We start from the raw sequence: 25423 nt of genomic DNA on the forward strand, positions 1-25423 counted from the left end.
GTCAGCCTCCGTTGACCGTGAGCCGGCGCAGCGCCGCCTGCCACACCAGGCGCGCGCCGAACCAGAGGACCAGGATCCAGCCGAGCTGCACCGCGACCAGCTGCAGCCCGTGCCACGGATCGACGCGGCCCAGGAAGATCAGCGCGGGGGTGGAGGTGAGTCCGGCGAACGGCGACCATTGGGCCACCGCGGCGAGCCAGCCCGGCAGATACACCAGCGGGATGAGCGCTCCGGAAAGCAGGTTCACCACGGCCAGGCGCGCCCATTGGACTCCGATGTAGTTCTGCGTCCAGAAGCAGGCCAGCGTGCTCACATAGACGATCAAGAATTTCAACGGTACGAGTAGCAGCATGCTCACCGCGAACAGGGCGAGCGCGGGCGCGGCCGGGGTGTCCACGCCGCCGGTGACGGCCAGCGTGACACCGACGACCACTCCGATCAGGATGACCTCGATCCAGAGCCCGCCGATCGCCTCGGCGAACCGGGCCCGCTGATAGTCGACCGGCTTGACGAGGTCCAGCGCGACGTCCCCGTCGAGGATCCGGAAGGCCATCCGGAAGTCGCCCAGCACCGAGACCACCGTCCCGGCCGCGAACGCCACCAGGAGGTAGGCGCGCATCTGCGGCCAGGTGAACCCGTTCACGGACGACTCCGCAAGGATCACCCGCCACACCGCCAGCAACGCGACGAGCTGGACGAGCACGGCGCCGAGACCGAGCAGGAGATTGAATCTGTACGCGAGAGCCGCCCGCGCGGTGGCCCGTGCCAGGGCCCGGTAGCCCCTCATCCGAGCACCAGCTCCCCCGAGTACACGCGCCGGATGACGTCCTCGATGCTCGGCTCGTCCACCCGGAAGTCCACGAGGTCGGTCAGCCCGGCCAACGCGGTAACCGCCTGCCCGGCCGTCATGGTGAACCGGTCGAAGCGCACGGCGTACCGGATCGGGGTGTCCTCGACCGTGACCTCCGCACCGGGCAGCGACGCCCGCAGGGTCTCCAGCGGCACCGGCCGAGTCGTCTCGACGTGCAGGATCCGCTCCCGGGCGAACCGGTCCTTCACCGCCTCCAGGTCGCCGTCGAAGATGATCCGCCCCGCGTCGATGATCACCAGCCGGCGGCAGAAGCCCTCGATGTCGGCCAGGTCGTGGCTGGTCAGCATGACGGTCGTGCCCTCGTCCCGGATGCTGCGGAAGAACTCGCGCACCCGGTCCTTCACCGCCAGGTCGAGCCCGATGGTCGGCTCGTCGAGGTAGACGATCTGCGGGCCGTGCAGCAGCGCCGCGGCCAGATCTGCGCGCATCCGCTGGCCCAGCGACAGCTTGCGCCCCATGACCGGCAGGATCTCGCCGAGTTCCAGCACCTCGTCGAAGCGGGCCAGCCGCTTGCGGTAGGTGGCCTGGTCGACGCCGTAGATGTCGCGCAGCACGGCGAGCGACTCGGCGACCGGCAGATCCCACCACAGCTGCGTACGCTGCCCGAACAGCACCCCGATACGGTGCGCCACCGTCATCCGGTCGCGCTGGGGATGCAACCCGTCGATGCGTACCTCGCCCGTGGTCGGCACGAGGATGCCGCTGAGCAGCTTGACGGTCGTCGACTTCCCGGCGCCATTCGGGCCGACGTACGCCACCGCCTCACCGGCCTCGATGGACAGGTCGACGTGGTCGACCGCGACCTTGTCCTGGAAGCGGCGGGCGACCAGATGCCTGACCGAGCCGGCCAGGCCGGGGCCCTTGTCCGGGCGGCGGAACACTTTGGTCAGGGCTCGCGCCTCGACGATAGGCATGCGAAAGCAACCCCCGTGTGGATGCCCGACATTGACGGGCACCACCGTACGGAACCGCTCTCGAAGCGCAATCCCATTCTCATGGGCCCGGACGCCTTGACTTCCAGTTAGTAAGCGCGCATAGTAAATGGCATGAAGACGATCGCCACCGCCCAGATCACGACCGACGTCCCCGGCCAGGCTTTCTTCGAGCGCTGGGCCGACATGGCCACCTGGCCGGCCTGGAACACCGACACCGAATGGGTACGCCTCGACGGACCGTTCCGGACCGGCGCCACCGGCATCCTGAAGCCCAAAGGCGGCCCGGCGACCCGGTTCGTCGTCACCTCGCTCATCCCAGGCCGGGAATTCACCGACGTCTCCCTGCTGATCGGCGCGAAACTCACGTTCCAGCACCGGGTCACCGAGGAGCCCGGCGGCCGCACCACGGTCTCGGTGCACGTCACGATCGCCGGCCCACTCGCCTTCCTCTGGAACGCCGTACTGGGCAAGGGCATCGCCAAGAGCCTCGGCGACGACCTCTCGCGCCTCGAGGCCGCCGCCCGCGCCGCAGGCGTGACAGCATGAGCCACTGGCTCGGTGTGGTCTGCCGCGACCACGTGCGACGCGGCACCGAGCGGGGCATCGCCCAGCTCGGTCACGGCAAACGCGACGGCCTCGCCCGGCTCACCGCCGGTGACTGGCTCGTCTACTACTCACCGCGAACAAGCTTGCGCAACGGCGAACCACTGCAGGCCCTCACCGCGATCGGCGTGGTGGCCGACGACGAGATCTGGCAAGCCCACGAGGGCGACTTCCACCCCTGGCGACGCCGGGTCGACTACCTGCCGAATCCGGCAGAGATCCCGATCCGGTCGCTGCAGCTCGACCTCACCGCCGGACCCCACTGGGGCTACCAGCTACGCCGCGGCCTGATCCCGCTCACCGATCATGACTTCGAAGCGATTCACGCCGCCATGCACGTCCCGGCGCCCACGTCATGAGCCTCGACACTCGCCACGCCAGCGCGGACGACAGCCCCGGGCTGCTGCTCTGGCAGGTGACGAACCGGTGGCAGGCCGCACAGCGAGCCGCGCTCAAGCCGTTCGACATCACGCATGTCCAGTTCGTCCTGCTCGCCACCCTGACCTATCTCCAGGCTTCCGGACCGGTCACCCAGAAGGCGCTCGCCGACATGGCCGCCACCGACCCGATGATGACCTCCCAGGTGCTTCGCACGCTGGAGAACCGGGAGCTGGTCCACCGGCCCGCCCACCCCACCGACCGGCGGGCCCGGGCGGTGGCCGTCACGCAGGCCGGCCGCGACCTTGCCAACCGCACAGTGGTCGCCGTGGAGGCCTGCGACGCGGCGTTCTTCGCCGGCCTCGGCGACGACCTGCCGACGTTCACCGCCGCGCTACGCGCACTGCGTCGCCGGTAAACCGCAGGACAGGCACTGCACCAGGCCGGCGGGCGCGGCGGCGCGCTTGTCCGAATGGCGAACCTAAGTTACCTTGCGGTAACCGTCTATGAGTCGAGGTTCGTCTATGCGTCGCATGGTCGCCGCCATGGCCGTGCTCCTCATCGCCCTCACCGCCGGCCCCCTCACCCGCGCGGAAGCCGCCGCCTCCACCACCGGTTTCCACTGGAACGACATCACCGCCGCGGACGGTGTGACGCTGAAGTCCAACGTCATCGCGCCGGCGGCACCCGGCCGCCATCCCGGCATCATCTTCGTCGCGAGCTGGGGTTTCAACGACTTCCAGTACCTGGCGCAGGCCCGGAAGCTGGCCGAGAGCGGATACGTCGTCCTCTCCTACACCGCACGGGGGTTCTGGTTCTCCGGCGGGAAGATCGAGGTCGCCGGACCGCCGGACATCGCGGACGCGTCGACCGCCATCGACTGGCTGATCGCGCACACCGACGTCGACCCGGACCGGATCGGTATCGCCGGGCTCTCCTACGGCGGCGGCATCAGCCTGCTGGCCGCGGCCCACGACAGGCGCCTGCGGGCGGTCGTCTCGATGAGCGGCTGGGCCGACATGGCCGAGTCGATGTCCGGCGAGGAGACGCGCCGGCCGCAGGCAGCCTTCTTCCTGCAGTCCGTCGCCCGGCTCGTGGGCCACCCGTCGGACGAGATGAACCAGATCCTCGACGACTACTGGGCCGGCCGCAACGACGACTATCGGGAGCAGTGGGCCCGGGACCGGTCCGTCCGCTACAGCGTCGACGAACTGAACGCCAACCACCCGGCCGTCCTGATCGAGCACGCCTACGGCGACAGCATCTTCCCGGTCAATCAGATGGTGGACCTGTTCGACAACCTGAAGACACCCCGGCGGCTCGAGCTGGCCCCCGGTGACCACGCCACCGTCGAGGCCTCCGGCCTGCTCGGCGTGCCCAATCACGTCTGGACCAGCCTGCACAGGTGGCTGGACCACTACCTGCGGGACGTGGACAACGGCATCGACCGTGAACCGCCGGTGGTGCTGCGCCCGCACGGTTCCGGCGCCGCGGAGTCCTACGCCGGCACCGGCCCGATTCCCGGCCAGCTGAAGCGGCAGGAACTCGGCAGGCCCGACGGATGGGCCAAGACCGGGACTCTCGGCCGGGCGACCGGCTCCGACTGGTCCTACCGGGTGACCTCCGGCATCGACACCACCGCGGATGGCGGCATCGCCCTGATCAGCAACGGCCTGGAGCAGCTGACCGGCATTCCGCCGACGGTGTGGCTGCCCAGCGTCGACCGCAGGCACGCCGGCGTCTGGGTGTCCGACCGGCAGGCCGGCGTGGCACCGGTTCGCGGCATCGCCCGCGTCCACCTGGGCATCGTCCCGCAACGGCCGGACGGCACCGTGATCGCGTACCTCTACGATCTCGATGCGCTCGGCATCGGCCGGCTGATCACCCAGGCACCCACCAGCTGGCACGGTGCCACGCGACCGTTCTCCGTGGATCTGGCGCTGCCGATGACCTCGTACGACGTGCGGCCCGGGCACCAGGTTGCCCTCGTGGTGGACACCAAGGATCCGCTCTACTTCGACGCCAACACCCGCGGGGCGCCGCTCACGCTCGCCGGCCCCTCCTGGCTGGACCTGCCCCTGCGCTGAGAACGTCGGCCCCAGGACCGTCGATGCGACGGTGCTGGGGCCGACGGGCGCCATGCCTGTGGGAGGATTGGGAGATGCATAGCTTTTTCGGATGTGGCGACGCCTGCCTTCTGCGCATCGGCGGTGACGTCCAATGACCACCGGCCCGCAGGCGATGTTCGTCGTCGAGTACCCCTGTGACCGGTTCTGCCGCATCGAGGTCGACCTGAGCGGCGAGCGTGGCCAGGTCACGCTGCAACAGTTGCGGGAGAAGGCCGAGGGTTTGCACCAGCGGGTGCACGAGCCGGAACTCGCCGAGGCCGAAGCGCCGGCCGTCGAACAGGAAGCGACGGGACGTCCCGCGGCGACCGTGTTCCTGTCCGCGCCCGGACGGGGCACCGACCGACGGCGGTGAACCACCTGCGGTCAGCGGGTGGGACGGAGCAGCACGGCGTACAGATCACGGGAGCCGGGCTCGTGGACATTGCCGTCGGCGTCGCGCCCGAGCGGCGCGGACTCACCGTCGGCCGGGAAGTACCAGCACTCCTCCACGTCGCTCAGGGGTGAACAGTCGTCGCTTGCCCCGTCTCCCGCGACGACCACGACGGCATCGCCGGGCAGGTCGGCCAGGATGTCCCGCAGGCCCGCGACGGTGATCGTGCCGAGGGTGAGCATCGGGTCGACCCGGGCGTTCTGATCCCGCACGTAGGTGTTCTCATCGGGACTCACTGCCGCGTTCTCCGTTCGTCGTGACGGTGCCAGAATGCGTCACCCGGTGACAAAAGATGAAAGGTTCCTGGGAAAAGGTTGGGAATGTCGGCCGCGGGTACAAGATCCGTGCCGGCGGAGTGGATCTCACTCCTCGGCGATCCCCCCGATGAGCCTTGGAGACACACCATGAGCACCACCACCAATACCCCCAAGACCCAGGGACGCACCGAAGTCACGGACGTGGCGCACACCCGTCGGCACGGCGACGAGACGAAGCCGTCCTGGAAGACGACGGAGCTGTTCGTCTACGTTGCCGCGGTCATCGGCGTACTGATCGCCTCGAATGTCGTCGGTGACGGTGCGGCCGACAACGGCGCGGACTACTTCGCCGCCGACAAGGCGTGGTGGTTCATCACGCTGCTGACGATCGGCTACCTGGTGAGCCGCGGGCTGGCCAAGTCCGGTTCTCGCAGCCACGACAGCGACCCGCGCACCGCTCGCTGAGCGACGACGCCCGGAAGGCCCCGACACGACTGTCGGGGCCTTCCGCTTTGCCGCGGTACGTCACTCGAATGTCAGCGTCAGCGTGCTCCGGTACGCCGTCGAGTTCTCCCCGGGCCCGGGCTGTCCGGGCGGCTCGACGTCACCCGTCCAGACCTTCACCGCGCGGAAGGCGAACCCGTCCTGGCTCGCCGCTTCGGCGGAGAAGGACACCAGCTGTCCTGGCATCAGCTCGCGATAGCCGGCCGCTGCGATGACAGAGAAGTGCACCCAGCACCCGCCCGGCACATCCGGGCCGTCGATGACGCCCCAGCCCTCGTCGGCGTCGAAGGTACGCACCGAACCCGCGCTCGTCATCGGGTCAGTCTTGCACCACCGGGCCGTGAGGGCCGCCACTGCAGCAAGGCCGCGGTCGCGTCGTCGCGTAGTTCGCCGTTCTCGTACGAGACGATCGTGTGGATCAGCCGCCGCATCACCTCGGGCGCCGGGATCCGCAGCCGCAAAGCCTCGCCGACGAACGCGCTCAGCCGTTCCAGCCCGAACAGCTCCCCGTCCGCCGATCGCGCCTCGGTGATGCCGTCGGTGTACAGCACCAGGGTGTCCCCCGGCTCCAGCATCAGCTCGGTGACGCCCGGCGGGCGATCGAGCATGTGGCCGAGGCCCAGCGGCAGCGCGGTCGGCGTGGGCAGCGCCGCCATCGCACGGTCGCCGCGCAGGTGCAGCTCCGCAGGGTGTCCCGCCGCCACCCGCCTGTACGCACCCGTCGTGGTGTCCAGTTCGGCCAGGACCGCCGTGACGAAGGCGCCGGGGAACTGCAGGCGGATCCACTTGTCGATGGAACGGTACGTGTCGGCGAGGCCGAGACCGGACCGCCGGGCATTACGGTACGTGTTGAGCGTCAGCGTGGTCAGGGCGCTGGCGCTGATGCCGTGGCCGACGGTGTCGAAGAGCGCCACGTGGATCACGTCGCCGTTCGCCGCGTAGTCGAAGGCGTCCCCGCCCACGTCGTAGCAGGGTTCCAGCACGGCCGTGACGAGCGCGTCGTCGGCCGCGAAGGTCAGCGGGGGCAGCTGGTTCCAGATGATCTCCGCGGCGAGCTGCATCGGGAGCCGGCGGCGGGTGCGCTCGACGGCGTCGCCGTAGAAGCGGCGGCTGGCGATCAGCTCGGCTGCCAGCGCGCCGATGACGCGCAGGTCGCGGTGGAGGCGCCGGTCCGGGTCCGTGTCCAGCCGGACCTCGAGCACGCCGAGCCGCTCGGCTCCGTGCAGCAGCGGCAGCCACAGGTGGGACTCGGCGTACGTGGTCTCGGCGGTGCAGTACGCCCGGCCCGCCAGGGTGTCGTCCACTTTGCGCGGTTCGTCGTCGTCCGGGGTGCCGTGCAGCGGCCACAGGGAGATCTGCTCGTAGTCGATGATCAGGGCGGTGAGCCGGTCCGCGCCGAGCAGCGGCGCCACGGCGGCCAGCGCGGGCGGTAGATCCTCGGGACGGCTGCGGTGGCGTAGATCCAGCAGGCGACGCACCGCTTCCATCGGATCCACCATGCCCGGGTTCCTACCCGCAACTGCCGCTCCCGCAACCCCCACCGTCGTACAGCTGAAAGGTAGGCTGACCTAACTCGAGAACGGGGTGGGGCGTGGCGGAACCGGAGTCGCTGGCCGAGGTGCTGGGAGGACGGCGGGCCGCGCTCGACGCGACCGTGCCGCCGGTGGTGTTCGTCGCGGGCTGGCTGATCGGCGGCCGGTCGCTCGGGGCGGGCACGGCGGCGGCGCTGGTGGCCGCGGCGGCGGTGGCGATGCTCCGGCTGCGGCAGGGTGACCGTCCGCGCGCCGTGCTCATCGGGCTGCTGGGCGTCGGCGTCGCCGCGATGATCGCGCTGCGCACCGGGCGCGCCGAGGACTTCTTCCTGCTGCAGATCGTCACCAACGCGCTGAGCGCGCTGGCGTGGGCGGTCAGCATCGTGATCCGGTGGCCGCTGCTCGGCGTCGTCGTGGGCGCGGTCCTCGGGCAGAAGACGCGGTGGCGGCGCGATCCGGCGCTGCTGCGGGCGTACTCGAAAGGCAGTTGGATCTGGGTTCTGCAGTACGTGCTGCGGCTGGCGGTGTTCGTGCCGCTCTGGGCCGCGCACGCGGTCGTGGCGCTGGGGGTGGCGCGGGCGGTGCTGACCTGGCCGCTGGTGGCGGCATGCCTGGCGGTCAGCTGGTGGGTGATCCGCCGCAGCCTGCCGGCCGGCCATCCCGGGCTGCGCCACCCGCGGACGGAGGCACAGTCAGCCCCGGCTGACGCCGACCATCTCGGGTGAGTCCATGTCGCCACCGAAGCCCTCGCGCTGCATGACGCCCCACACCGCCTTGCGCCCGCGCCAGGCCCCCACGGCGCCGGCGGCCTGCCACACGGCCAGCACCTGGCGGTAGCCGAAGTTCTCCAGTATCGCCGCGGCCACCCCGCGGACCATGTCCGACCAGCGCGGATAGCGGTGGAAGGAGACCTCCTCGATGAACAGCGACATCAGGCTGACCAGGAGCCCGTAGCCGTACGCCACCAGCACAAAGCGCCACGCAAAGCCGATGTTGACCGCGCCCGCCCACAGCCCGAGCGGCAGCAGGACCACCGCCAGCAGCTCGACGAACGGCGCCAGCAGCTCGAACACGACGTAGTACGGCAGGGCGAGCAGGCCGATGCGGCCGTAACGGGGATTGAGGATCATGCCGCGGTGCTTGCTGAGGATCTCGGCGATGCCGCGGTGCCAGCGCCGCCGCTGCTGGCCCAGCACCCTCATGCTGGACGGCGCCTCGCTCCAGCTGACCGGCTCGGCGACGAAGATGACGCGGTAGTCGGCCTTGGCCAGGCGCAGGTGGTGGTGCAGGCGCACGACGAGCTCGGCGTCCTCGCCGATGGTGTCCGGGTCCATGCCACCGACCTGAACGACCAGGTCGCGCCGGAAGATGCCGAACGCGCCGGAGATCACCACCAGGCCGCCGAGCCGCGACCAGCCGGTGCGGCCCATGAGGAACGCCCGCAGGTATTCGACGACCTGCACCCGCAGCAGCCAGGGCTTCGGCATCCGGACGTCGACGACGCGGCCGCCGACCACCTTGCAGCCGTTGGCGATGCGGACCACCCCGCCGCAGGCGGCGACGCGCAGCGGGTCGTCACCGAACGGCTTCGCGACCGACAGCAGGGCGTCGGGGTCGAGCACCGAGTCCGCGTCAACCATGCAGACCAGCGGGTGCCGGGCCAGGTTGATGCCGACGTTGAGGGCGTCCGCCTTGCCGCCGTTGGTCTTGCGGACCACGGTCAGGGTCTGCGGGTTGGCGCGCGCGACGTGCACGGACAGCACCTGCGACCGGTACGGGATCTCCGCCGGCACCACCCGCGGCACGGGAACGAGGTCGAACCGCTCCCGCAGCAGCTCGAACGTGTCGTCGCTGGAGCCGTCGTCGACCACCACCACCTCGTAGCGCGGATAGCGCAGCGCGGTCATCGCCTGGACCGCGGCGACGATGCCGGCCCCCTCGTTGTACGCGGGCACGATGACCGACACCGGCAGGGTCAGCGGGCTGCGGAACATGTCGTCGGCGCCGGCGAACGGCAGGCGCCGCAGGTGGCGGCGGAACTCGAGCCCGGCCAGGACGATCAGCACGAGGTAGCCGCTGTTGAGCGCGATGAAGTACGCGAAGATCGCGAAGTCCGTGTACGTCAGCAGGTCGCGTACCAGGTCGGTCACCGGGCGGCCCCGACCCGTTCCGCCCCGAGTACCCCGGCGAGCGCGAGCGCCTCCTCGGCGTGCAGGGCCGCGGCCGACCGCTGCGCGTGCGCGCCGGCCCCGTTGGCCTCGGCACACGCCCGGTCCCGGTCGACGGCCTCCCGCAGCGCGTCGAGCCCCGCCGGGCCGATCCGGCGCAGCGCGTGCGCGGCCTCGTGAGCCACCTGGTACGCCTCGTCGCCGAGCAGTGCCACCAGCGCGGGGACCGCCGCCGGGGAACCGATGTCGCCCAGCGCGCGGGCCGCGGTGGCGCGCAGCGTGGTGGGACGGGAGCTGTGCACCGCGAGGGTGAGCGGGTCCAGGGCGCTGCGCGTACCGAGCTTGCCCAGGTTCGCCGCGGCGGCCACCCGGACGTCGAGGTTCGTGTCCTCGCGCAGCACCCGCGCCACGCGGTGCACCGAGCCGGTGGCGCCGAGCAGGCCGAGAGCGTCGAGGCAGACCGCGCGTACCCGGGCCTGCGGGTGGTCGAGCGCGGCCGAGAGCGTCACCTCGGCCTCCGCGCCGAGCTGCGCGAGCGTGTGGCTGGCCAGCAGCGACGGGATCGGATCGGAGCGGTCCAGGCTGGCGATGATGCGCCAGGCCGCTGCCGGGTCACCGATGCGGCCGAGCGCGCGTACGGCGACCACGCGCACCTCGGCATGCCGGTCGGTGAGCAGCCGGCACAGCTCCGGTACCGCCTGGCGCAGCTCCAGGTCGCCGAGCACCTGGGCGGCCCGGGCGCGCCTGACCGGGCTGCGGGAGTGCAACCGGGCGAGGGCCGTACGCGCGGTGCCGCGGCGCAGGAACACGGAGACCAGCCCGAGGTGGGCCTCGCCGCGCAGCTTGCCGAGCAGCGCGAGGGCGTGCGGCTCGGCGGCGCGCCAGGCGTCGTCCGGGATGGCGACCAGCTCGTCGCCGCCCTCCTCGCCGTTCTCCGCCACGAAGGCAAGCAGCGCGCGGCGCGGGAGCGTGGCGAGCTGCGCCCGCTTGCGTAGCCGGGTCCGGCGCAGGAGCCGGACGACGATGATGCCGACCGCGGTCACGGCGACGATCCCGGCGAGGATCGCGATGACCACGGTGAAGACGTGCAGCATCACCGGGTCACCCGCGCCAGCGCGGCCTCTACGCGCTCCAGCAGTTCGCGCGGGCTGAACGGCTTCACGATGTAGTCGGTGGCACCGGCGGCGAACCCCTGCTCCAGGTCCTGCGGGCGGGACCGGGCGGTCAGCATGATGATCGGTACGTCGGGAGACAGCGGCCCGGCCCGCAGCTCGCGGCACACCTCGATGCCGGACATGTGCGGCATCCGGACGTCGAGCAGGACCAGGTCCGGCGGGTGCGTCCGCGCCTCCCGGAGCGCCGCCACCCCATCGGCCACGCCGATCACGTCCATGCCGCCCTTGCCGAGCTTGTACGCCACCAGATGCCGGATGTCCGGATCGTCCTCGACGAGCAGAATCGTGCTCATCGTCCCCCCGGAGTGCCGAACCGGCCGCTGACCTGTCCAACATATCCGTTATGTGGGCATGCATCGCCGGGAACGAGGAGCAAAGCTGCAACCGGTCCCGGCCTTCTCAACCGCGTCGCCGCCACGTCCGATAGAGGCTCCGTGAACTTCACCAGGGGGCTCGAGGCCATCGGCCGGCGTGGCGCGGCGTTGGCCGCTGTCACGCTCGTGCTCGGGCTCGGCACCGGCGCCGCGGCCGCATCCGGCCTCGCCGCCGCCGAGGACGACGCCGCCTCCGCGGCACTCACCATGCGGACCATCAGCGTGCGGAGCGCGCTCGACACGACCTTCCAGCGGTACGCCGACACCCTGCACACCCTGGTCGCGGCCGCCGCCACCCCGCCCGCCGCCGGCCTCTCCCCCGTCGTGTCCCGCATCGTCGGCGACCGGCTCCCCGGCGCGCACCAGGTCGTCGTGGTCGACGCCGCCGGCACGATCCTCGCCCAGCACACCGTCGACGGCAGCACGCCACCGCCGCGCCGCACCCTGAACCCCGGCCCGGACCTCGCGGGCGCCCTCGCCCTGGCCCGCGTTCACGGCCGCCTGGTGGCCGGCCCGGCGCACGTCCTGCCCGCGGACCGCGACCTGCCGCCGGCCCAGCACGCGCTCGCCTTCGACCTCGTCGCCCCCGTGTACGGCACCACCTTCCAGGGCTGGGTCGTCGTCGCCGTACGCGCCCCCGAGCTGCTCCAGCAGTCCCTGCGGGCGGCCGGCGTCACCGGCGTCGCCACCGTCCTCACCGTGACCGCGCCCGACGGCGTCGCCCGCGAGGTGAGCCGCTGGGGCGGCGACCCGCACGGCGCCCGGCACGCGATCGTCGACCTGGCCTTCGCCGGGCTCTCGTGGCAGGTCTCGGTCCGCCCGGTCACCGCGCTGGTCGGCCCGGAACTCTCCGCCGCTGCCCCGCTGACCATGCTCGGCACCACGGTTCTGACCCTGGCCCTGGCCGCGAGCATCCTCGCCGTCGAGGCCGGTCGCCGCGGTGCCGCCGCCCGTACCCGCGACGACGTCGCCGACCGCGGGGTGCTGCTCGACCGGGCACGCGCCGCCGAGGAGGCCGCTGCCGTCGCCGCCGAGGCCCTCCGCGAGCGCGAGGCCGAACTGCGCGGCTTCGCCACCGCGGCCGGGGAACGTCTGCACACCCCGCTGCACAGCATCGCCGGCTTCACCGACCTGCTGCTCGAAGACGCCGCACCCCGGCTCGACCCGGAGTCACAGGACTTCCTCCAGCGCATCGGGCACAACACCCGGCGCATGCTCACGCTGGTGGACGAGCTGCTGGCGTACTCATCCGCGCCCGACGCCGCGCTCAAGCTGGAGGCCGTCGACGCCACCACCCTGGCCCTCGAGGTGGTCGCCGACCGGCTCGACCGGATCGACGGCCGGCGCCCCGGGATCGAGGTGGGCGACCTGCCCGCGGTCCTGGCCGACGCGGGGCTGCTCGGCGAGGTGCTGGGCCGGCTGGTCGACAACGCCGTCCGCTTCGTCCGGCAGGGCTCGGTAGCCCGCATCGCCGTCGACGCCCACGAGCACGCCCCGGGCTGGTGGCGCATCGAGGTCGCGGACCGCGGCATCGGCGTACCCGAGGAAGAGCGCGACCGGATCTTCGCACCGTTCCACCGGGCCGCGGCCGCCGAGGCCTACCCGGGCGCCGGCCTGGGCCTGGCGCTGTGCCGCCGCATCGTCGCCCGGCACGGCGGCGAGCTCGGCGTGACGCCCAACCCGGGCGGCGGAAGCATCTTCTGGTTCACCGTGGCGGCCTCCCCGGTCGCCCCGGACCCGGGAACCGAACTCCTCGCCGCCGACCTGGCCTGACTGTCAGGTGCGGGAGACGAGCGCCTCGAGGCGCTCGCCGGCCTCCGCGACGCGGGCGGTCAGGTCGGCCACGACGGCCTCTTGCTCCTCCGTCATCTGCTGGGCGTCCGACGTGGTGTGGTCGATCGCGGCGATGGTGGTGCTCATGGTCGTCATGATCTCGACGACCGCCGTCACGTGCCGGTTCAGCTCGTCCAGGGTGGCGCTGATCGTCGCGGTGGACTCGGCGGTGGTGCCGGCCAGCGTCTTGACCTCGTTGGCCACCACGGCGAAGCCCTGACCGGCCGCACCGGCCCGGGCCGCCTCGATCTCGGCGTTGAGCGCGAGCAGGTTGGTCTGCCGGGCGATGCCGCCGATGAAGCGGGCCACCTCGTCGACCTTGCGCAGGCTGTCGTGCAGCGTGCCGACGGCCCGGCTGGCCTCGGTGTTGTTGTCCAGCAGGTGGCCCGCCGCCACCCGGGCGTCGCGGACCCGCTCGTCGATGCGGCCGGCCGCCACGCCGACCGCCGTGGCCTGGTCGGAGACGCCGGCAAGCTGCCTCGCGACGAACGACGACGTCTCGTCGACGAGCTGCCGGGCGTGCTCCTGGGCCTCGCGCTCCGCGGCGGTCTGCCGCTCGTGGGTCTCCTGCAGCTCCTGCCTGCGCTGCTGCTGCTCGCTCTGCAGGAGGCGGTCCCGGCTGCCGATCGTGTCGAGCATGGCGTCGATGGTCCGGCCCAGGGCGGCGATGTCGTCGTGGCCGGTGACGCCCACCCTCAGGTCGTAGTCGCCGGAGGCGACGATCTGCTCGGTCGTCTGCCGCAGCGGGCGCACCCGGCGGCGTACCGCCCGGCGGCCCGACCAGGTCATCAGCGCCACGATGAGCAGGGTGGCGACCGCGATGAAGGCGAACAGCTTGCCCGCCGTGCTGGTGGCGGCGGCGTGGATCGGTCGGCCTCGGACCGACTCGAGCACCAGCTCGGCGCCGTCGGCGGTCTTGATGTTCGCGTCCAGGGCGATCCGGTCGGCGCTCAACACGGTCGTCTGCACGTCTACGGCACCGACGAGGCTGGTGACCGGCTTCTGCGCGTCCCCGGCGCTGCGTCGCTGCCCGGCGACGACCGTGGGCAGGTTGATGTCCGCGCTGAAAAGCTTCATCCGCTCCGGGGACAGCCGCTGCAACAGCACCAGGCCACCGGACGGACGCCCCTCGCCGGAGTTGGGGAACGCGCCCAGGCCGCAGAACAGGTACTTGAAGTCTGCGGAGACGATGCCGCAGCGGGCGGTCCCGGCCGCCGCGGCGGGGTCGAACAAACGACCGAGCACCTGGGGATCGGTGAGCCCGTCGGGGGGCGCCTGGAACGCCGTGCCGCCGGACATGCCGCCCGCGACCAACCGGCCGTCGAGATCCACACCGAGGATGGCGTCGAAGTTGCCGGCGCTCTCGTCGGCGTCCGGCGGGAAGTCCTCGGCGAAGGCCTCCTTGTTCCCGGTGGCGATGTCCTGGTAGGTGTCGTCCCACACCGCGTTGGTGGCGCCGAACGTGGTGAGCAGCCGGGCCTGGGTGTCCAGGCCCGAACGGATCCGGTCGGCGTCCTGGGCCACCTGCCGCGCCTCGAGGCCGTCGAACGCCCCGGTCGTGACCTGCTGCATGAACAGGAAGGCGGCCCCGCACCCGATCAGGGCGGCGACGGTCGGAATGAATCGTCTGAGCTTTCTTCGCACAGGAAACCTGTCGGCGCGCTAGCGGACGAGCTGAGTGACGAACCCACGCCCATGACGCGGCTCACCGCCGGGTGGGGCCTAGTCTCGATCGTATGGTGTCCCAGGCGAGCAGGCTGAAGAATGTCCGATACGACATCCGCGGCCCGGTGCTGCGGCGGGCCCAGGAGCTGGAGAACGCGGGCCACCGCATCCTCAAGCTCAACCTCGGCAATCCGGCCCCCTGGGGACTGAACACGCCGGAGCCGATCGTCGCGGACATGGTGCACAACCTGACCGACGCCGAGGGCTACAGCGACGCCCGCGGCATCTACTCGGCCCGGGTCGCGGTCGCGCAGTATTACCAGACCCTCGGCGTCGAGAACGTCCAGCCCGACGACGTCTTCCTCGGCAACGGGGTGTCCGAGCTGATCGTCATGTCGCTGCAGGCGCTGCTCAACACCGGCGACGAAGTGCTCGTGCCGAGCCCGGACTACCCCCTGTGGACGGGCGGCGTGACGCTGTGCGGGGGGCGGCCGGTGCACTACCGCTGCGAGGAGTCGCAGGGCTGGCAGCCGGATCTCGAGCACGTGGCGGCGCAGATCACCCCGAACACGCGGGCCATCGTGATCATCAACCCGAACAACCCGACCGGCGCGGTGTACTCGCGCGAGACCCTGCTCGGCCTCCTCGAGATCGCCCGGCGGCACCAGCTGCTGGTGCTCTCCGACGAGATCTACGACAAGATCCTGTACGACGACGCGGAGCACGTCTGCGCGGCGGCGCTCGCCCCGGACCTGCTGGTGCTCACCATGGGCGGGCTGTCGAAGACGTACCGGGCGGCGGGCTTCCGGTCCGGGTGGATGGCGGTCAGCGGGCCCACGACCCACGCCGCCGAATACCTGGAGGGCCTCCAACTGCTGGCGAACATGCGGCTGTGCCCGAACGTGCCGGCCCAGCACGCGGTGCAGACCGCCCTGGGCGGCTTCCAGAGCATCACCACGCTGATCCGCCCCGGCGGGCGCCTCTACGAGCAGCGCAACCACGCCTGGCAGAAGATCAACGAGATCCCCGGGGTCGACTGCGTGAAACCCGAGGGGGCGCTCTACCTCTTCGCCCGGCTCGACCCCGAGGTCCACAAGATCCGCGACGATCAGCGGCTCATCATCGACCTGCTGGAGCAGCAACTGATGCTGTTGTCCCACGGCACCGGCTTCAACCTGCCGACCCCGGACCACATCCGGATGGTCTTCCTGGCCCCGGTGGACGTGCTCGACGACGCCACCGACCGGCTGCGCCGCTTCCTGGAGACGTACGAGCAGTAGGGCTCAGGAGGCCACCTCGTTGCCGTCGGCGTCGAGCATGTGCTCGCTCCAGTAGCGGTCCCACTCGTCGTCGACGTACTTCGGCACCTTGCCCTGCGGGTAGCGCACGTAGCCGGCGGGCGGCTCCTCGCCGTCCTTGACGCAGTCCCCGCCGGTGGTGCTGCGGACGGCCTTCACCGGGTACTCCCCCGAGGAGCACATCGCGTCGTGGAAGCCGCAGCCGCCGGCCAGGAGCAGGGTGGCCAACGCGGTCGTGGTCAGGATCGCTGTCGTCATACGCATGCCCGCCAGTCTTCCCACCGCCGGGCCGCCTGCCATCGGTACGCGTACTCAGCTGTCCGCCACCCGACGCGACCCTGGCCACCGGGCCCCGCCGGGCGCGGTCAGCGGCTCAGACGTTCCACCAGACGGTCGTGTCGGGCGGCAGCACGACGGTGTCCGGGTCCGCTTCGGTCGGGCCGCTGGCCAGCAGCACGTCGCCGGGGCGGGCGATGCGGACCGGCTCGGCGCTCATGTTCACCGTGCACCGGAAACCGTCGCGGTCGAAGGCGAGCACGCCCTCCCCGGCCTCGACCCAGCGCAGGTCGTCCACGGCGCCGAGGCCGGGGTGCGACCGGCGGACGGCCAGGGCCGCGCGGTACAGCGACAGGGTCGAGCCCGGTTCGCCCTGCTGCGCGGCGACGCTGAGCCGCGCCCAGGATTCCGGCTGCGGCAGCCAGCTCGGCCCGCCCTCCGGACCGAAGCCGTACGGCGCCCGGTCGCCGTGCCACGGGATCGGCACCCGGCAGCCGTCGCGATAGCCGTCCTGGCCGGTGGCCCGGTGGAACGCCGGATCCTGCCGCACCTCCGGGGGCAGGTCCACGACCTCCGGCAGGCCCAGCTCCTCACCCTGGTAGAGGTACGCCGCCCCGGGCAGCGCCAGCAGCAGCAGGGACGCGGCGCGGGCCCGGCGCAGCCCGGCGGCAGGGTCGACCTCCGTGGGGCGGCGCCCGGCGACCTCGCCGTCCTCGCCCTCGCCGGCCTGCAGGAGGCGGGTGGTGTGCCGGACGACGTCGTGGTTGGACAGCGTCCAGGTCGCCGGTGCCCCCACCGCCCGCATGGCCGCCAGCGAGGCGTCGATCATCCGCCGCTGCTCCGCCGCGTTCCAGGCGGTGCCGAGGTAGCTGAAGTTGAACGCCTGGTGCAGTTCGTCCGGGCGTACGTACGCGGCGACCCGCTCGAGCGTCGGCGCCCACGCCTCGGCGACCGCGATCCGCTCGCCGGGGTATTCGTCGAGGATGCGCCGCCAGCTGCGGTAGATGTCGTGCACGCCGTCGCGGTCGAAGCACGGGCTGACGCCGACGTCGAGCAGGTGCCACTGGGTCTCGACGCCGAGGTCGGGCAGGCCCTGGGCCTTGACCAGCCCGTGCGCGACGTCTATGCGGAAGCCGTCGACGCCGAGGTCGAGCCAGAAGCGCAGGATCGTCCGGAACTCGTCGGCGACCGCCGGGTGGTCCCAGTTGAAGTCGGGCTGCTCGGGGGCGAACAGGTGCAGGTACCACTCGCCCGGGCTGCCGTCCGGGTTCGCCGCCCGGGTCCAGGCCGGCCCGCCGAAGATCGACGGCCAGTCGTTGGGCGGCAGCTCGCCGTCCGCGCCGCGGCCGGGCCGGAAGTGGTACCGCTCGCGGAACGGCGAGCCGGGCCCCTCGGCGATCGCCCGCCGGAACCACTCGTGCTGGTCCGACGAGTGGTTCGGGACGAGGTCGACGATCACGCGCAGGCCGAGGTCGTGGGCGTCGCCGATGAGGCCCTCCGCATCAGCGAGCGTGCCGAAAACGGGGTCGACGGTGCGGTAGTCGGCCACGTCGTAGCCGGCGTCGGCCTGCGGCGAGGCGTAGAAGGGCGAGAGCCACACGGCGTCGATGCCGAGCTCACGGAGGTACGGCAGCCGGCTGCGGATGCCGGGCAGATCCCCGATGCCGTCGCCGTTCGCGTCGGCGAAGCTGCGCGGGTAGATCTGGTAGATGACCGCGTCCCGCCACCAGGAGACGGACGCGGCGACGGCGAAGTCCCGCCGTGCGATCAGTTGATCGGTCATGGCGCGAGACGCTAGCACGTTACTAACACGTGTTACATGGGTGCGGCCGCCGAATCCCGGACGATCAGCGACGTACTGAGTGATTGATGGGGATGCTGGTCCTCGCCGCGGATGGCGGAGATGAGGAAGTCCGCGGCGGTACGACCCTTGGTGACGATCGGCTGGCGTACGGTGGTCAGCCGCGGCCGGAACCACGCGGACTCGGCGAGGTCGTCGAATCCGGTCACCGAGACCTGCCCCGGCACCTCGACCCCGAGCTCCTTGAGCGCGTCCACCGCCCCGTACGCGAGCACGTCGGACAGGGCGAGGATCGCAGTGGGCGGGTCCTGCGCCATCAGCTGCCTCGTCGCGCGATAGCCGTCGGTCCGCGTCACCGGCACCTCGGCCAGCTTCACGTCGGCCATGCTCAGCCCCGCGCCGGCCAGCGCCTCGGCGATGCCGGCCATCCGCCGCGCGAGCGGACCCCGGTAGCCACGGACGGCGGTGTCCGGGCCCGGATCCATCGACAGGACCGCTATCCGCCGGTGCCCCAGGTCCAGCAGGTATCGCGCGACGTCGCGGGCGCCGCCGTGGTCGTCGACATCCACGCTGGGCGCGTTCTCGTGCCGGTCGCTGTCGATGAGCACGAACGGGATGCCGCGCCGCTCCAGCTCGGCGACCTCGCCGCGGTCGGCCTCCAGCCCGCAGACCACGAAGCCGTCGACCGCCGCGTACGGGATGGCCTTGAGCACCGAGTCCTGCAGCGGCGGCGACAGCAACAGGGTGTACCCCTCCTGGTCGCAGACCTGTCCCACGCCCATGAGGAAGCGGGCGTAGTACGGGTTGTCCAGCACCCGGGCGAGCCGTTGGGGCAGGAGCACGCCGAGGGAGTTCGTCGTGCCGGCCTGCAGCATCCGGGCCAGCGTGCTGGGGGCGTACCCGATCTCCTCGGCGACGGCGAGGATGCGTTCGCGGGTGGCGGTGGAGATCCGCTGGGGGTTGTTGAAGGCGAACGACACGGCGGAGCGGGAAACCCCGGCCGCGGCGGCGACATCGCTGGACGTCGGCTTGCCGCCGGCCCGTCGTCGCATGCGCTCACACCTCGCTGTCGTGGGTGGGCGCTCACGATATCCCAGTCACCGCACCGGGAGCCGGACGGTGACCGTGGTGCCGACCCCCTGGGTCGAGTCCACCGCGATGCGGCCGCCGTGGTTGTCCACGATGGTCCGCACGATGGCCAGGCCCAGGCCGGTGCCGGGGATCGCCTGGTGGATCGCGTTGCTGGCGCGGAAGAATCGGGCGAACAGGGACTGCTGCTCGTCCGGCGGGATGCCCATGCCGTTGTCCGCGACCGTCAGGTGCACCTCCTCGCCCTGGCGGCGGGCGGACAGGGTGACCGTACCGTCGGGCTTGCTGAACTTGACAGCGTTGGACAGCAGGTTCGTCAGGATTCGGTCGAGCTGGTCGGGGTCGGCGCTGAGCTCGATCGGGCCCTCGACCTCGGTGCGGAGCGTCACCTGACCCTTGGCCGCGGCCGGCCCCATCGCCGTCATCGCGTGGCCGGCGAGCTCGGCCAGGTCGACCGGCCGGCGCGAGGGGCGGAAGGAACCCGATTCGATCTTGGACAGGATCAGCATGTCCTCGATCAGCTCCCGTAGCCGCCGGGTGTTGCGCCCGATCACCTCGAGCATCTTTTGCTGCGGCGGGGTCAGCTCGCCGCCCTCCGCGTCGAGCAGCAGCTCGACGTAGCCGGCGATGCTGGTCAGCGGCGTGCGCAGCTCGTGCGAGACGGTCGACATGAAGTCGGTCTTCGCCGTGTCCAGCTCCTGCAGGCGGGCCACCAGGTGCTGCTCGCGCTCGTACAGCCGGGCGTGGTGCACGCCGCGGCCGAGATCGGCGGCGACGGACTCGACCAGCCGCAGCTCCACCTCCGACCAGGCCGGCCCGGCGTCCCGCATCAAGGTGAGCGCGCCCAGGCACTCGTCGCTGCCGCTGACCGCGACGGTCAGGACCGCGCCGGCACCGGCGGCCGCGCAGGCACGCCGCTCGTCCTCCGGCGGCGCGCCCTGCTCCGCGGCCGCCATTTCCCCGGACGACCACGCGTCGCCGCTGCGCAGCCAGGCGACGTCGCAGTCGGCGAGCTCCTTGAGCACCCCGCCGACATGCTCGTCGCGCAGGCTCACCAGCGGCGGAACGTCGGTCTGGCCGGGCGCCATCCGGACCAGCACGTGGTCGGCGCGGACGATGTCGGCCAGGCCGCGCACCGCCTCCTGGAGCGCCTCCTCCACCTTGAGGTGCGACCGGATGCGGTAGCCGAGCTGCCGCGTCTCGGCCCGCAGGCGCTCGACGTCCTTCTCGGCCCCACGGATGCGGTCGCCCTCCACGGCCATCTCGTTGATCGCCTGCGCGACGGCCCGGACCTCGGTGGGACCCTCGGACGCGTCGGCGCGCAGGTCCAGCTCCCCGGCGCGACGCCGGTCGATGACCGACACGACCCGGGCCAGCGGGCCGGTGATCCGGCGCCGGATCACGCCGGCGGCGAGGACCGCGGTCATCGCCGCCAGCAGGGTCAGGACGATCACGACGCCCGTCGTCACGGTGCTGAGCCGGGTGCTGCGCCGATGCAGGACCTCGGCGCGGGCGGCGAGCTCGGCGTCGAGCGAGCGGTTCTCGGCGGTGAACGCCTGGAACAGCGGCCGGCCTTTGGCCACGTACGCGGCCGCCACGTCGCTGCGTGGCGGCGCCTGGCGCTGCTGCTCGGCGAGACTCCACCAGACGTCGGCGCGGCCGAGCTGCCGTGCGACGGCGCCGTTCTCCCGGTCGTCGGCGAGCTCGCGCAGCCTGCGCCCGGTGAGCTGGTAGTCGCTGCGCGCGAGGTAGTACGTATCGAGCAGCTGGCCGTCACCGGTGAGCAGATAGCCGCGCAGGGCCTGCTGGCCGTCGGCGAGGGCGCCCCGCAGCTCGGCGTTGGCCAGCTCCAGCGGCTGCACGTGTGTGGACAGCTCGCGGACCACCCGGTGCTGCATGACCAGCGCGGCGGTCTGCGCCGCCCCGGAGCCCACGATCAGAACCACCAGTACGCCGAACGCCAGGGTCAGCAGGCGCCCGACGGACCGGTCCCGGGGCATGGGCGTCCGGTCCCCTCAGGCCCGGGCCCGGCTCAGCAGGGCCTGGATCCGCGAGACCAGCTCGCGGGGGCTGAACGGCTTGGTGACGTAGTCGTCGGCGCCCGCGCTGAAACCACCCTCGACGTCCTGCTCCTGCACCCGGGCCGTCAGCATGATGATCAGCATTCCCGAGGTGGAGGGATCCGCGCGCAGCATCCGGCACACGTCAATTCCGGACAGACCGGGCATCGACACGTCGAGGACGGCGAGCGCGGGGTGCCGCGCCCGGGCCTGCTCCACCGCGGCCTGCCCGTCCTCGACGGCGATCACCTCGAGGCCGGCCTGTTCGAGCTTGAACGCCACCAGGTCACGGATGTCGGCGTCGTCGTCGGCGACCAGGACCACCGTCACGGCTGTTCCCCCCATGCGTTTCGCTCGTTATCAGCACGATATCCGTTTGGTCCGCTCTGTGAATGCCGCTCTCCGCAACCGCATGGCAACTCTCGCGCAGCGAAGCTGCAGCTCCGGCCAGGTGTCCTGGACACAGACGCCCGCTTCGACCCCCGGCAGGAGGACCCGATGACCGCTATCGACTCCGACGACCTCCGCAACGAGGCGTTGTTCGTCTCCGACCTCCAGCGCTCGCAGCACCCCACCCCCGAGGTGATCCGGGCCGTCGTCACGGAGACGGTGGACCGCCTCGGCGAGGGCGGCTGCGCCGCCCTGGTGGCCCAGGAGTTCGGCGAGCACCCCGACTGCGCGCTCGGCCGCATGCGCTGGGCCCAGCAGGCGGTGCGGTCGGCGTACGAGGCCGCCTGAACGGTCATCGGGCGATGATCGTGGGGGCGACGGCCGCTGCGGCCACGGCGTGCGACGGCGCCCGGTACTGCAGCATGTCCCGGACGTTCTTCTGCACGGCGACCGCCGCGAACATCGTCATCGCGAACGCCAGGCCGTAGAAGCCCTTCTCACTGCGGGCCATGTCGCTGTTCCACAGGCCGACCGCCAGCATCACCGTCGAGATCCCGACGACCGACCACGACAGGCCCAGGTACAACGCCGAGACCGGGAGCCCTTCGGCACGGTCCCGTACCGACTTCTGCAACGACACCGCGGCGAAGAGCCCCAGCAGCAGGACGGCGGCGTAGAAGCCCTTCTCACTGATAGTCATCGTGGCGTTCCACAGTCCGGTGGCGAAGGACAGGACACCGAGGAACAGAACCGTCCAGGAGGCGCCCACGAAGGCGGCGGTGGGCTTGGCCGGGGAAGAAGGCTGGTACGACACGAGGCGCTCCGAACGTTTTAGGTGGGGTCTGACCTGCAAAAGTCTGCGGCAGCGCCCGGCCGGTGACCGTGAGTAGCAGTACTCAACCCCGCTGGGTAGAAGGCCGAACGGTACGGACGGCGGGCCCGCAGCCGCCTGAACGTCTGACGTCGCACTCCCCCAACACGATTACGGTGGGTGAAGTTTCCGGCCGGTAGCGGCGTTGCACAGGGAGGAGCGGCAGGCGTGCCTCAGCAGGTCGACGGCCGGCACCGGGCCACCGGGCACGGTCGCTACCTCACGCTGCGGACGGCGGCCCCCCGCCACCTGATCTCGCTGACCCGGCCGCACCGGTGGCCCTGGGCGGTCGTGGTCGCGGCGGTGCTGGCGCTGGCCGCCACCGTCCCCCTGTTCCTGCACGACGCCGGTACGCCGCAGGCCGCCGTACCGTTGCCGGCGATCTCGATCCCGCCACCGGTGGCGAACCCCGTACCGGCGGCGTCGCGGCGGCCCCTGAATGCGGTCGCCCAGCAACGCAAACTGAGCGCTTCCCCGTCCGCATCCCGCTCGTCCGCGTCCCCCGTGCTGCTCGGCCCCGCTGACGACGCCGGGCTGCCGCAGCTGCTCTCGGCGTACTGCCGGGCCACCGTCGGGAGGCGCACCCTCGCCCTCTCGGCCAACGGCGGCTGGATGTGCGGCCGGATCCTGCGCGACCCGGTGCCCATCGACATGGACGCGGCCTGCCGGTGGCGCTACGGCTCCGCCGCCTGGGCCGATCAGATCGACGACACCCGCCCCGCGGGCTGGCGCTGCTACCGCGACGGGCCCTAAGCTCGGCGCCATGCACGCGCGATTGAGCATGTGGTGGCCCGCCTTCCCGGCGGCCACACCCTTCCGCGCGTAACCATCCACCGCGGCCGCCTCCGACGAGGCGGCCGTTGTCGTATGGCCCGATCCTCGGCGGCGGTCCCCGCCCAGATCGAGGACCCATGGAACCCTTTGCCCTGCTGCACCGCGACGGTGCCGACCACGTCGAGATCCTCCACGGTGACGTCGTCACCGTGGACCGGCTCGCCGACATCCCGCTGCCCGCCGGCGCGGGACCGCAGACGCTCGCCCTCGTCCCGTACCGGCAGGTCGCCGAACGAGGCTTCGCCTGCGTCGACGACGGCGCGCCGCTGGAATGCCTGCGGATCCGCTCGGTACGGACGGCCCCGCTGGCCGAGACCATCGCCGCCCTGCCCACCGCCCCGCTGCGCCTCGCCGGTCAGGGCTTCGACATCTCCGACGAGGACTACGCGACGATCGTGCGTACGGTGCTGCGCGACGAGATCGGGCAGGGCGAGGGCGCCAACTTCGTCATCCACCGGGTCTTCGAGGCCACCGTCGGCGGCGACCCGGTCGACGCGGCGCGGGCGGCGTTCCGCAACCTGCTCACCGGCGAGCGGGGCGCGTACTGGACGTTCCTGGTGCACACCGGCACCCGTACGCTCGTCGGCGCGACCCCGGAACGGCACGTCAGCGTCGCCGACGGCCTGACCATGATGAACCCCATCAGCGGCACCTTCCGCCACGACGGCGAGCGGGACCTCCTCGGCTTCCTCGCCGACCGCAAGGAGATCGACGAGCTCTACATGGTGCTCGACGAGGAGCTCAAGATGATGGCTGCGGTCGCCGAGCACGGGGGTCAGGTCGTCGGCCCGTACCTGAAGCGGATGGCCCATCTCACCCACACCGAGTACCTGCTCGCCGGGCGCGGCTCGCTCGACGTGCGCGAGGTGCTGCGCGCGACCATGTTCGCGCCGACCGTGACCGGCAGCCCGGTGGAGAACGCCAGCCGGGTGATCGCCCGGCACGAACGCCGCGGCCGCGGCTACTACGCCGGGGTGCTCGCGCTGCTCGGGCACGACGACGAGGGCCGGCAGACCCTCGACGCGCCGATCCTCATCCGCACCGCCGAGATCTCCCCCGGCGGCGAGCTGCGGGTGCCGGTCGGGGCGACGCTGGTCCGGCACTCGACCCCGGACGGCGAGGTCGCCGAGACCCACACCAAGGCCGCGGGCGTCCTGGCCGCGCTGGGTGCCGCCCGGGCCCGGACGACGACGGTACGCCCGGAGCCGGACAGCCCCGCGATCCAGGCGGCGCTCGCGGCCCGCAACGACGGCCTGGCCCGCTTCTGGCTCGACCAGCGGCACCCGGGCGCCCTGACCGTCCCGGCCCTCGACGGCCGGACGGTGGTCGTCGTGGACGCCGAGGACACCTTCACCGCGATGCTGGCCCATCAGCTGCGGGCGCTGGGCCTCGCGGTGACCCTGGTGCCGTGGACCGTGTCCGCCGTACCCGTGGCCGACCTGGTCGTCGCGGGTCCCGGTCCGGGCGACCCGGCCTCGGACGACGCCAAGATGGTCACGCTGCGCGGCCTGGTGGCGGGGCTGGTCGCCGCCCGGCGCCCACTGCTCGGCGTGTGCCTGGGCCACCAGATCCTCGCCGCCACACTCGGCCTGCCGCTGCGCCGGCGCGAGTCGACCTACCAGGGGGTGGCACGCGACGTCGACCTGTTCGGCACGCGGCGCCGGGTCGGTTTCTACTCCAGCTTCACGGCCTTGACGGCGCCGCTGCCCGGCGTGGAGATCGCCGCCGATCCGGACGGGACCGTCCACGCCCTGCGCGGTCCCGGCTTCGCGGGCGTGCAGTTCCACCCGGAATCGGTGCTCAGCACGGACGGGCTCAGCATCCTGGCGGAACTTCTCCCGCCACTTCTCTCCCGGGTGATTAGTCCCGCAGTGAGCGGGTAGCGACAAGGACGTCGGTGGTTCAAGCGGATCGAGAGCCTCCTCTTGGACCACCGGCCCTATACTCGGC

At 71.9% G+C, this 25423-nt stretch carries 27 protein-coding genes; 12 read left to right on the top strand and 15 right to left on the bottom strand.

Annotated elements, in window-relative coordinates:
* Position 1: 1 nt before the first annotated feature.
* Together AB0368_RS19900 and AB0368_RS19905 are read right to left on the bottom strand one after the other, a co-directional pair.
* Positions 2–787 carry an ABC-2 family transporter protein gene (locus tag AB0368_RS19900; protein ID WP_366155371.1) on the bottom strand — a complete coding sequence of 262 codons (786 nt, stop codon included), beginning with the start codon at positions 785–787 and terminating at the stop codon, positions 2–4.
* The gene (locus tag AB0368_RS19905) at positions 784–1785 is read right to left on the bottom strand and encodes an ATP-binding cassette domain-containing protein (protein ID WP_366155372.1); all 1002 of its coding nucleotides are present in this window, start codon (positions 1783–1785) and stop codon (positions 784–786) included. Before AB0368_RS19905 ends, AB0368_RS19900 begins: the two co-directional genes overlap by 4 nt.
* A gap of 132 nt (positions 1786–1917) precedes the next feature.
* Here AB0368_RS19905 and AB0368_RS19910 point away from each other — a divergent pair, with 132 nt between their 5' ends.
* The 5 genes from AB0368_RS19910 (at position 1918) to AB0368_RS19930 (ending at position 5268) form a co-directional block, all read left to right on the top strand.
* Positions 1918–2352, top strand: coding sequence for an SRPBCC family protein (locus AB0368_RS19910; protein WP_366155373.1), 435 nt, complete (start codon positions 1918–1920; stop codon positions 2350–2352).
* Positions 2349–2768: an EVE domain-containing protein gene (locus tag AB0368_RS19915; RefSeq protein ID WP_366155374.1), complete on the top strand. Its 420-nt coding sequence runs from the start codon at positions 2349–2351 to the stop codon at positions 2766–2768. The genes AB0368_RS19910 and AB0368_RS19915 overlap by 4 nt, the downstream gene beginning before the upstream one ends.
* Complete coding sequence (locus AB0368_RS19920; protein ID WP_366155375.1) at positions 2765–3205, top strand: MarR family transcriptional regulator; 441 nt, start codon at positions 2765–2767, stop codon at positions 3203–3205. Before AB0368_RS19915 ends, AB0368_RS19920 begins: the two co-directional genes overlap by 4 nt.
* A 106-nt stretch (positions 3206–3311) precedes the next feature.
* Positions 3312–4874: a CocE/NonD family hydrolase gene (locus AB0368_RS19925; RefSeq protein WP_366155376.1), complete on the top strand. Its 1563-nt coding sequence runs from the start codon at positions 3312–3314 to the stop codon at positions 4872–4874.
* 133 nt (positions 4875–5007) lie between these two features.
* Positions 5008–5268, top strand: coding sequence for a hypothetical protein (locus tag AB0368_RS19930; protein WP_366155377.1), 261 nt, complete (start codon positions 5008–5010; stop codon positions 5266–5268).
* An 11-nt stretch (positions 5269–5279) separates the two neighbouring features.
* Here the strand turns inward: AB0368_RS19930 and AB0368_RS19935 are convergent, their stop codons facing one another.
* The gene (locus AB0368_RS19935) at positions 5280–5582 is read right to left on the bottom strand and encodes a hypothetical protein (protein ID WP_366155378.1); all 303 of its coding nucleotides are present in this window, start codon (positions 5580–5582) and stop codon (positions 5280–5282) included.
* A gap of 168 nt (positions 5583–5750) precedes the next feature.
* Between AB0368_RS19935 and AB0368_RS19940 the strand changes: the two genes are divergently transcribed.
* On the top strand, positions 5751–6068 hold the full coding sequence (locus AB0368_RS19940) for a hypothetical protein (protein WP_366155379.1): 318 nt from the start codon (positions 5751–5753) through the stop codon (positions 6066–6068).
* A 60-nt stretch (positions 6069–6128) separates the two neighbouring features.
* Here the strand turns inward: AB0368_RS19940 and AB0368_RS19945 are convergent, their stop codons facing one another.
* Together AB0368_RS19945 and AB0368_RS19950 are read right to left on the bottom strand one after the other, a co-directional pair.
* Entirely contained in the window at positions 6129–6422 is a 294-nt protein-coding gene (locus AB0368_RS19945) for a cold shock domain-containing protein (protein WP_366155381.1), read from the bottom strand.
* Positions 6419–7594, bottom strand: coding sequence for a PP2C family protein-serine/threonine phosphatase (locus tag AB0368_RS19950; RefSeq protein ID WP_366155382.1), 1176 nt, complete (start codon positions 7592–7594; stop codon positions 6419–6421). Before AB0368_RS19950 ends, AB0368_RS19945 begins: the two co-directional genes overlap by 4 nt.
* Positions 7595–7698: 104 nt before the next feature.
* Between AB0368_RS19950 and AB0368_RS19955 the strand changes: the two genes are divergently transcribed.
* Positions 7699–8364 (top strand): DUF3159 domain-containing protein, encoded by a 666-nt coding sequence (locus AB0368_RS19955; RefSeq protein WP_366155383.1) that lies wholly within the window; start codon positions 7699–7701, stop codon positions 8362–8364.
* Here AB0368_RS19955 and AB0368_RS19960 read toward each other — a convergent pair.
* The 3 genes from AB0368_RS19960 to AB0368_RS19970 are packed head-to-tail and all read right to left on the bottom strand — an operon-like array spanning position 8332 to position 11275.
* A complete protein-coding gene (locus AB0368_RS19960; protein WP_366155384.1) occupies positions 8332–9789 on the bottom strand; it encodes a glycosyltransferase in 1458 nt (485 codons plus the stop codon). The two genes, AB0368_RS19955 and AB0368_RS19960, sit on opposite strands and share 33 nt — an antisense overlap.
* Positions 9786–10901 carry a HEAT repeat domain-containing protein gene (locus tag AB0368_RS19965; RefSeq protein ID WP_366155541.1) on the bottom strand — a complete coding sequence of 372 codons (1116 nt, stop codon included), beginning with the start codon at positions 10899–10901 and terminating at the stop codon, positions 9786–9788. Before AB0368_RS19965 ends, AB0368_RS19960 begins: the two co-directional genes overlap by 4 nt.
* Complete coding sequence (locus AB0368_RS19970; protein ID WP_366155385.1) at positions 10901–11275, bottom strand: response regulator; 375 nt, start codon at positions 11273–11275, stop codon at positions 10901–10903. The genes AB0368_RS19965 and AB0368_RS19970 overlap by 1 nt, the downstream gene beginning before the upstream one ends.
* A 141-nt stretch (positions 11276–11416) precedes the next feature.
* On the opposite strand from AB0368_RS19970, the gene AB0368_RS19975 reads away from it, so the two are divergent.
* Positions 11417–13129, top strand: a complete 1713-nt coding sequence (locus AB0368_RS19975; protein WP_366155386.1) for a HAMP domain-containing sensor histidine kinase — start codon at positions 11417–11419, stop codon at positions 13127–13129.
* A 3-nt stretch (positions 13130–13132) separates the two neighbouring features.
* Here AB0368_RS19975 and AB0368_RS19980 read toward each other — a convergent pair whose 3' ends face one another.
* The gene (locus tag AB0368_RS19980; protein WP_366155387.1) at positions 13133–14833 is read right to left on the bottom strand and encodes a methyl-accepting chemotaxis protein; all 1701 of its coding nucleotides are present in this window, start codon (positions 14831–14833) and stop codon (positions 13133–13135) included.
* A gap of 92 nt (positions 14834–14925) precedes the next feature.
* On the opposite strand from AB0368_RS19980, the gene AB0368_RS19985 reads away from it, so the two are divergent.
* Complete coding sequence (locus tag AB0368_RS19985) at positions 14926–16134, top strand: pyridoxal phosphate-dependent aminotransferase (protein ID WP_366155388.1); 1209 nt, start codon at positions 14926–14928, stop codon at positions 16132–16134.
* Positions 16135–16137: 3 nt separating this feature from the next.
* On the opposite strand, the gene AB0368_RS19990 is transcribed toward AB0368_RS19985, so the two are convergent.
* From AB0368_RS19990 to AB0368_RS20010, 5 genes are all read right to left on the bottom strand, one after another.
* Entirely contained in the window at positions 16138–16416 is a 279-nt protein-coding gene (locus AB0368_RS19990; RefSeq protein ID WP_366155389.1) for a hypothetical protein, read from the bottom strand.
* Between the two features lie 109 nt (positions 16417–16525).
* Positions 16526–18211: a glycoside hydrolase family 13 protein gene (locus tag AB0368_RS19995; protein ID WP_366155390.1), complete on the bottom strand. Its 1686-nt coding sequence runs from the start codon at positions 18209–18211 to the stop codon at positions 16526–16528.
* A 32-nt stretch (positions 18212–18243) separates the two neighbouring features.
* Positions 18244–19281 carry a LacI family DNA-binding transcriptional regulator gene (locus AB0368_RS20000; RefSeq protein ID WP_366155391.1) on the bottom strand — a complete coding sequence of 346 codons (1038 nt, stop codon included), beginning with the start codon at positions 19279–19281 and terminating at the stop codon, positions 18244–18246.
* A 45-nt stretch (positions 19282–19326) separates the two neighbouring features.
* Positions 19327–21318 (bottom strand): ATP-binding protein, encoded by a 1992-nt coding sequence (locus AB0368_RS20005; protein WP_366155392.1) that lies wholly within the window; start codon positions 21316–21318, stop codon positions 19327–19329.
* Between the two features lie 15 nt (positions 21319–21333).
* Positions 21334–21708, bottom strand: coding sequence for a response regulator (locus AB0368_RS20010; RefSeq protein ID WP_366155542.1), 375 nt, complete (start codon positions 21706–21708; stop codon positions 21334–21336).
* 168 nt (positions 21709–21876) lie between these two features.
* Between AB0368_RS20010 and AB0368_RS20015 the strand changes: the two genes are divergently transcribed.
* The gene (locus AB0368_RS20015; RefSeq protein WP_366155393.1) at positions 21877–22116 is read left to right on the top strand and encodes a hypothetical protein; all 240 of its coding nucleotides are present in this window, start codon (positions 21877–21879) and stop codon (positions 22114–22116) included.
* Positions 22117–22120: 4 nt separating this feature from the next.
* Here AB0368_RS20015 and yiaA read toward each other — a convergent pair whose 3' ends face one another.
* Entirely contained in the window at positions 22121–22582 is a 462-nt protein-coding gene (gene yiaA / locus AB0368_RS20020; RefSeq protein WP_366155394.1) for an inner membrane protein YiaA, read from the bottom strand.
* Positions 22583–22807: 225 nt separating this feature from the next.
* Between yiaA and AB0368_RS20025 the strand changes: the two genes are divergently transcribed.
* Together AB0368_RS20025 and AB0368_RS20030 are read left to right on the top strand one after the other, a co-directional pair.
* Positions 22808–23392 (top strand): hypothetical protein, encoded by a 585-nt coding sequence (locus tag AB0368_RS20025; RefSeq protein WP_366155395.1) that lies wholly within the window; start codon positions 22808–22810, stop codon positions 23390–23392.
* Positions 23393–23550: 158 nt separating this feature from the next.
* The gene (locus AB0368_RS20030; protein WP_366155396.1) at positions 23551–25356 is read left to right on the top strand and encodes an anthranilate synthase family protein; all 1806 of its coding nucleotides are present in this window, start codon (positions 23551–23553) and stop codon (positions 25354–25356) included.
* The last annotated feature ends 67 nt before the right edge of the window (positions 25357–25423 follow it).

The sequence above is a fragment of the Actinoplanes sp. NPDC051475 genome (assembly GCF_040689425.1).
GTDB lineage: Bacteria > Actinomycetota > Actinomycetes > Mycobacteriales > Micromonosporaceae > Actinoplanes.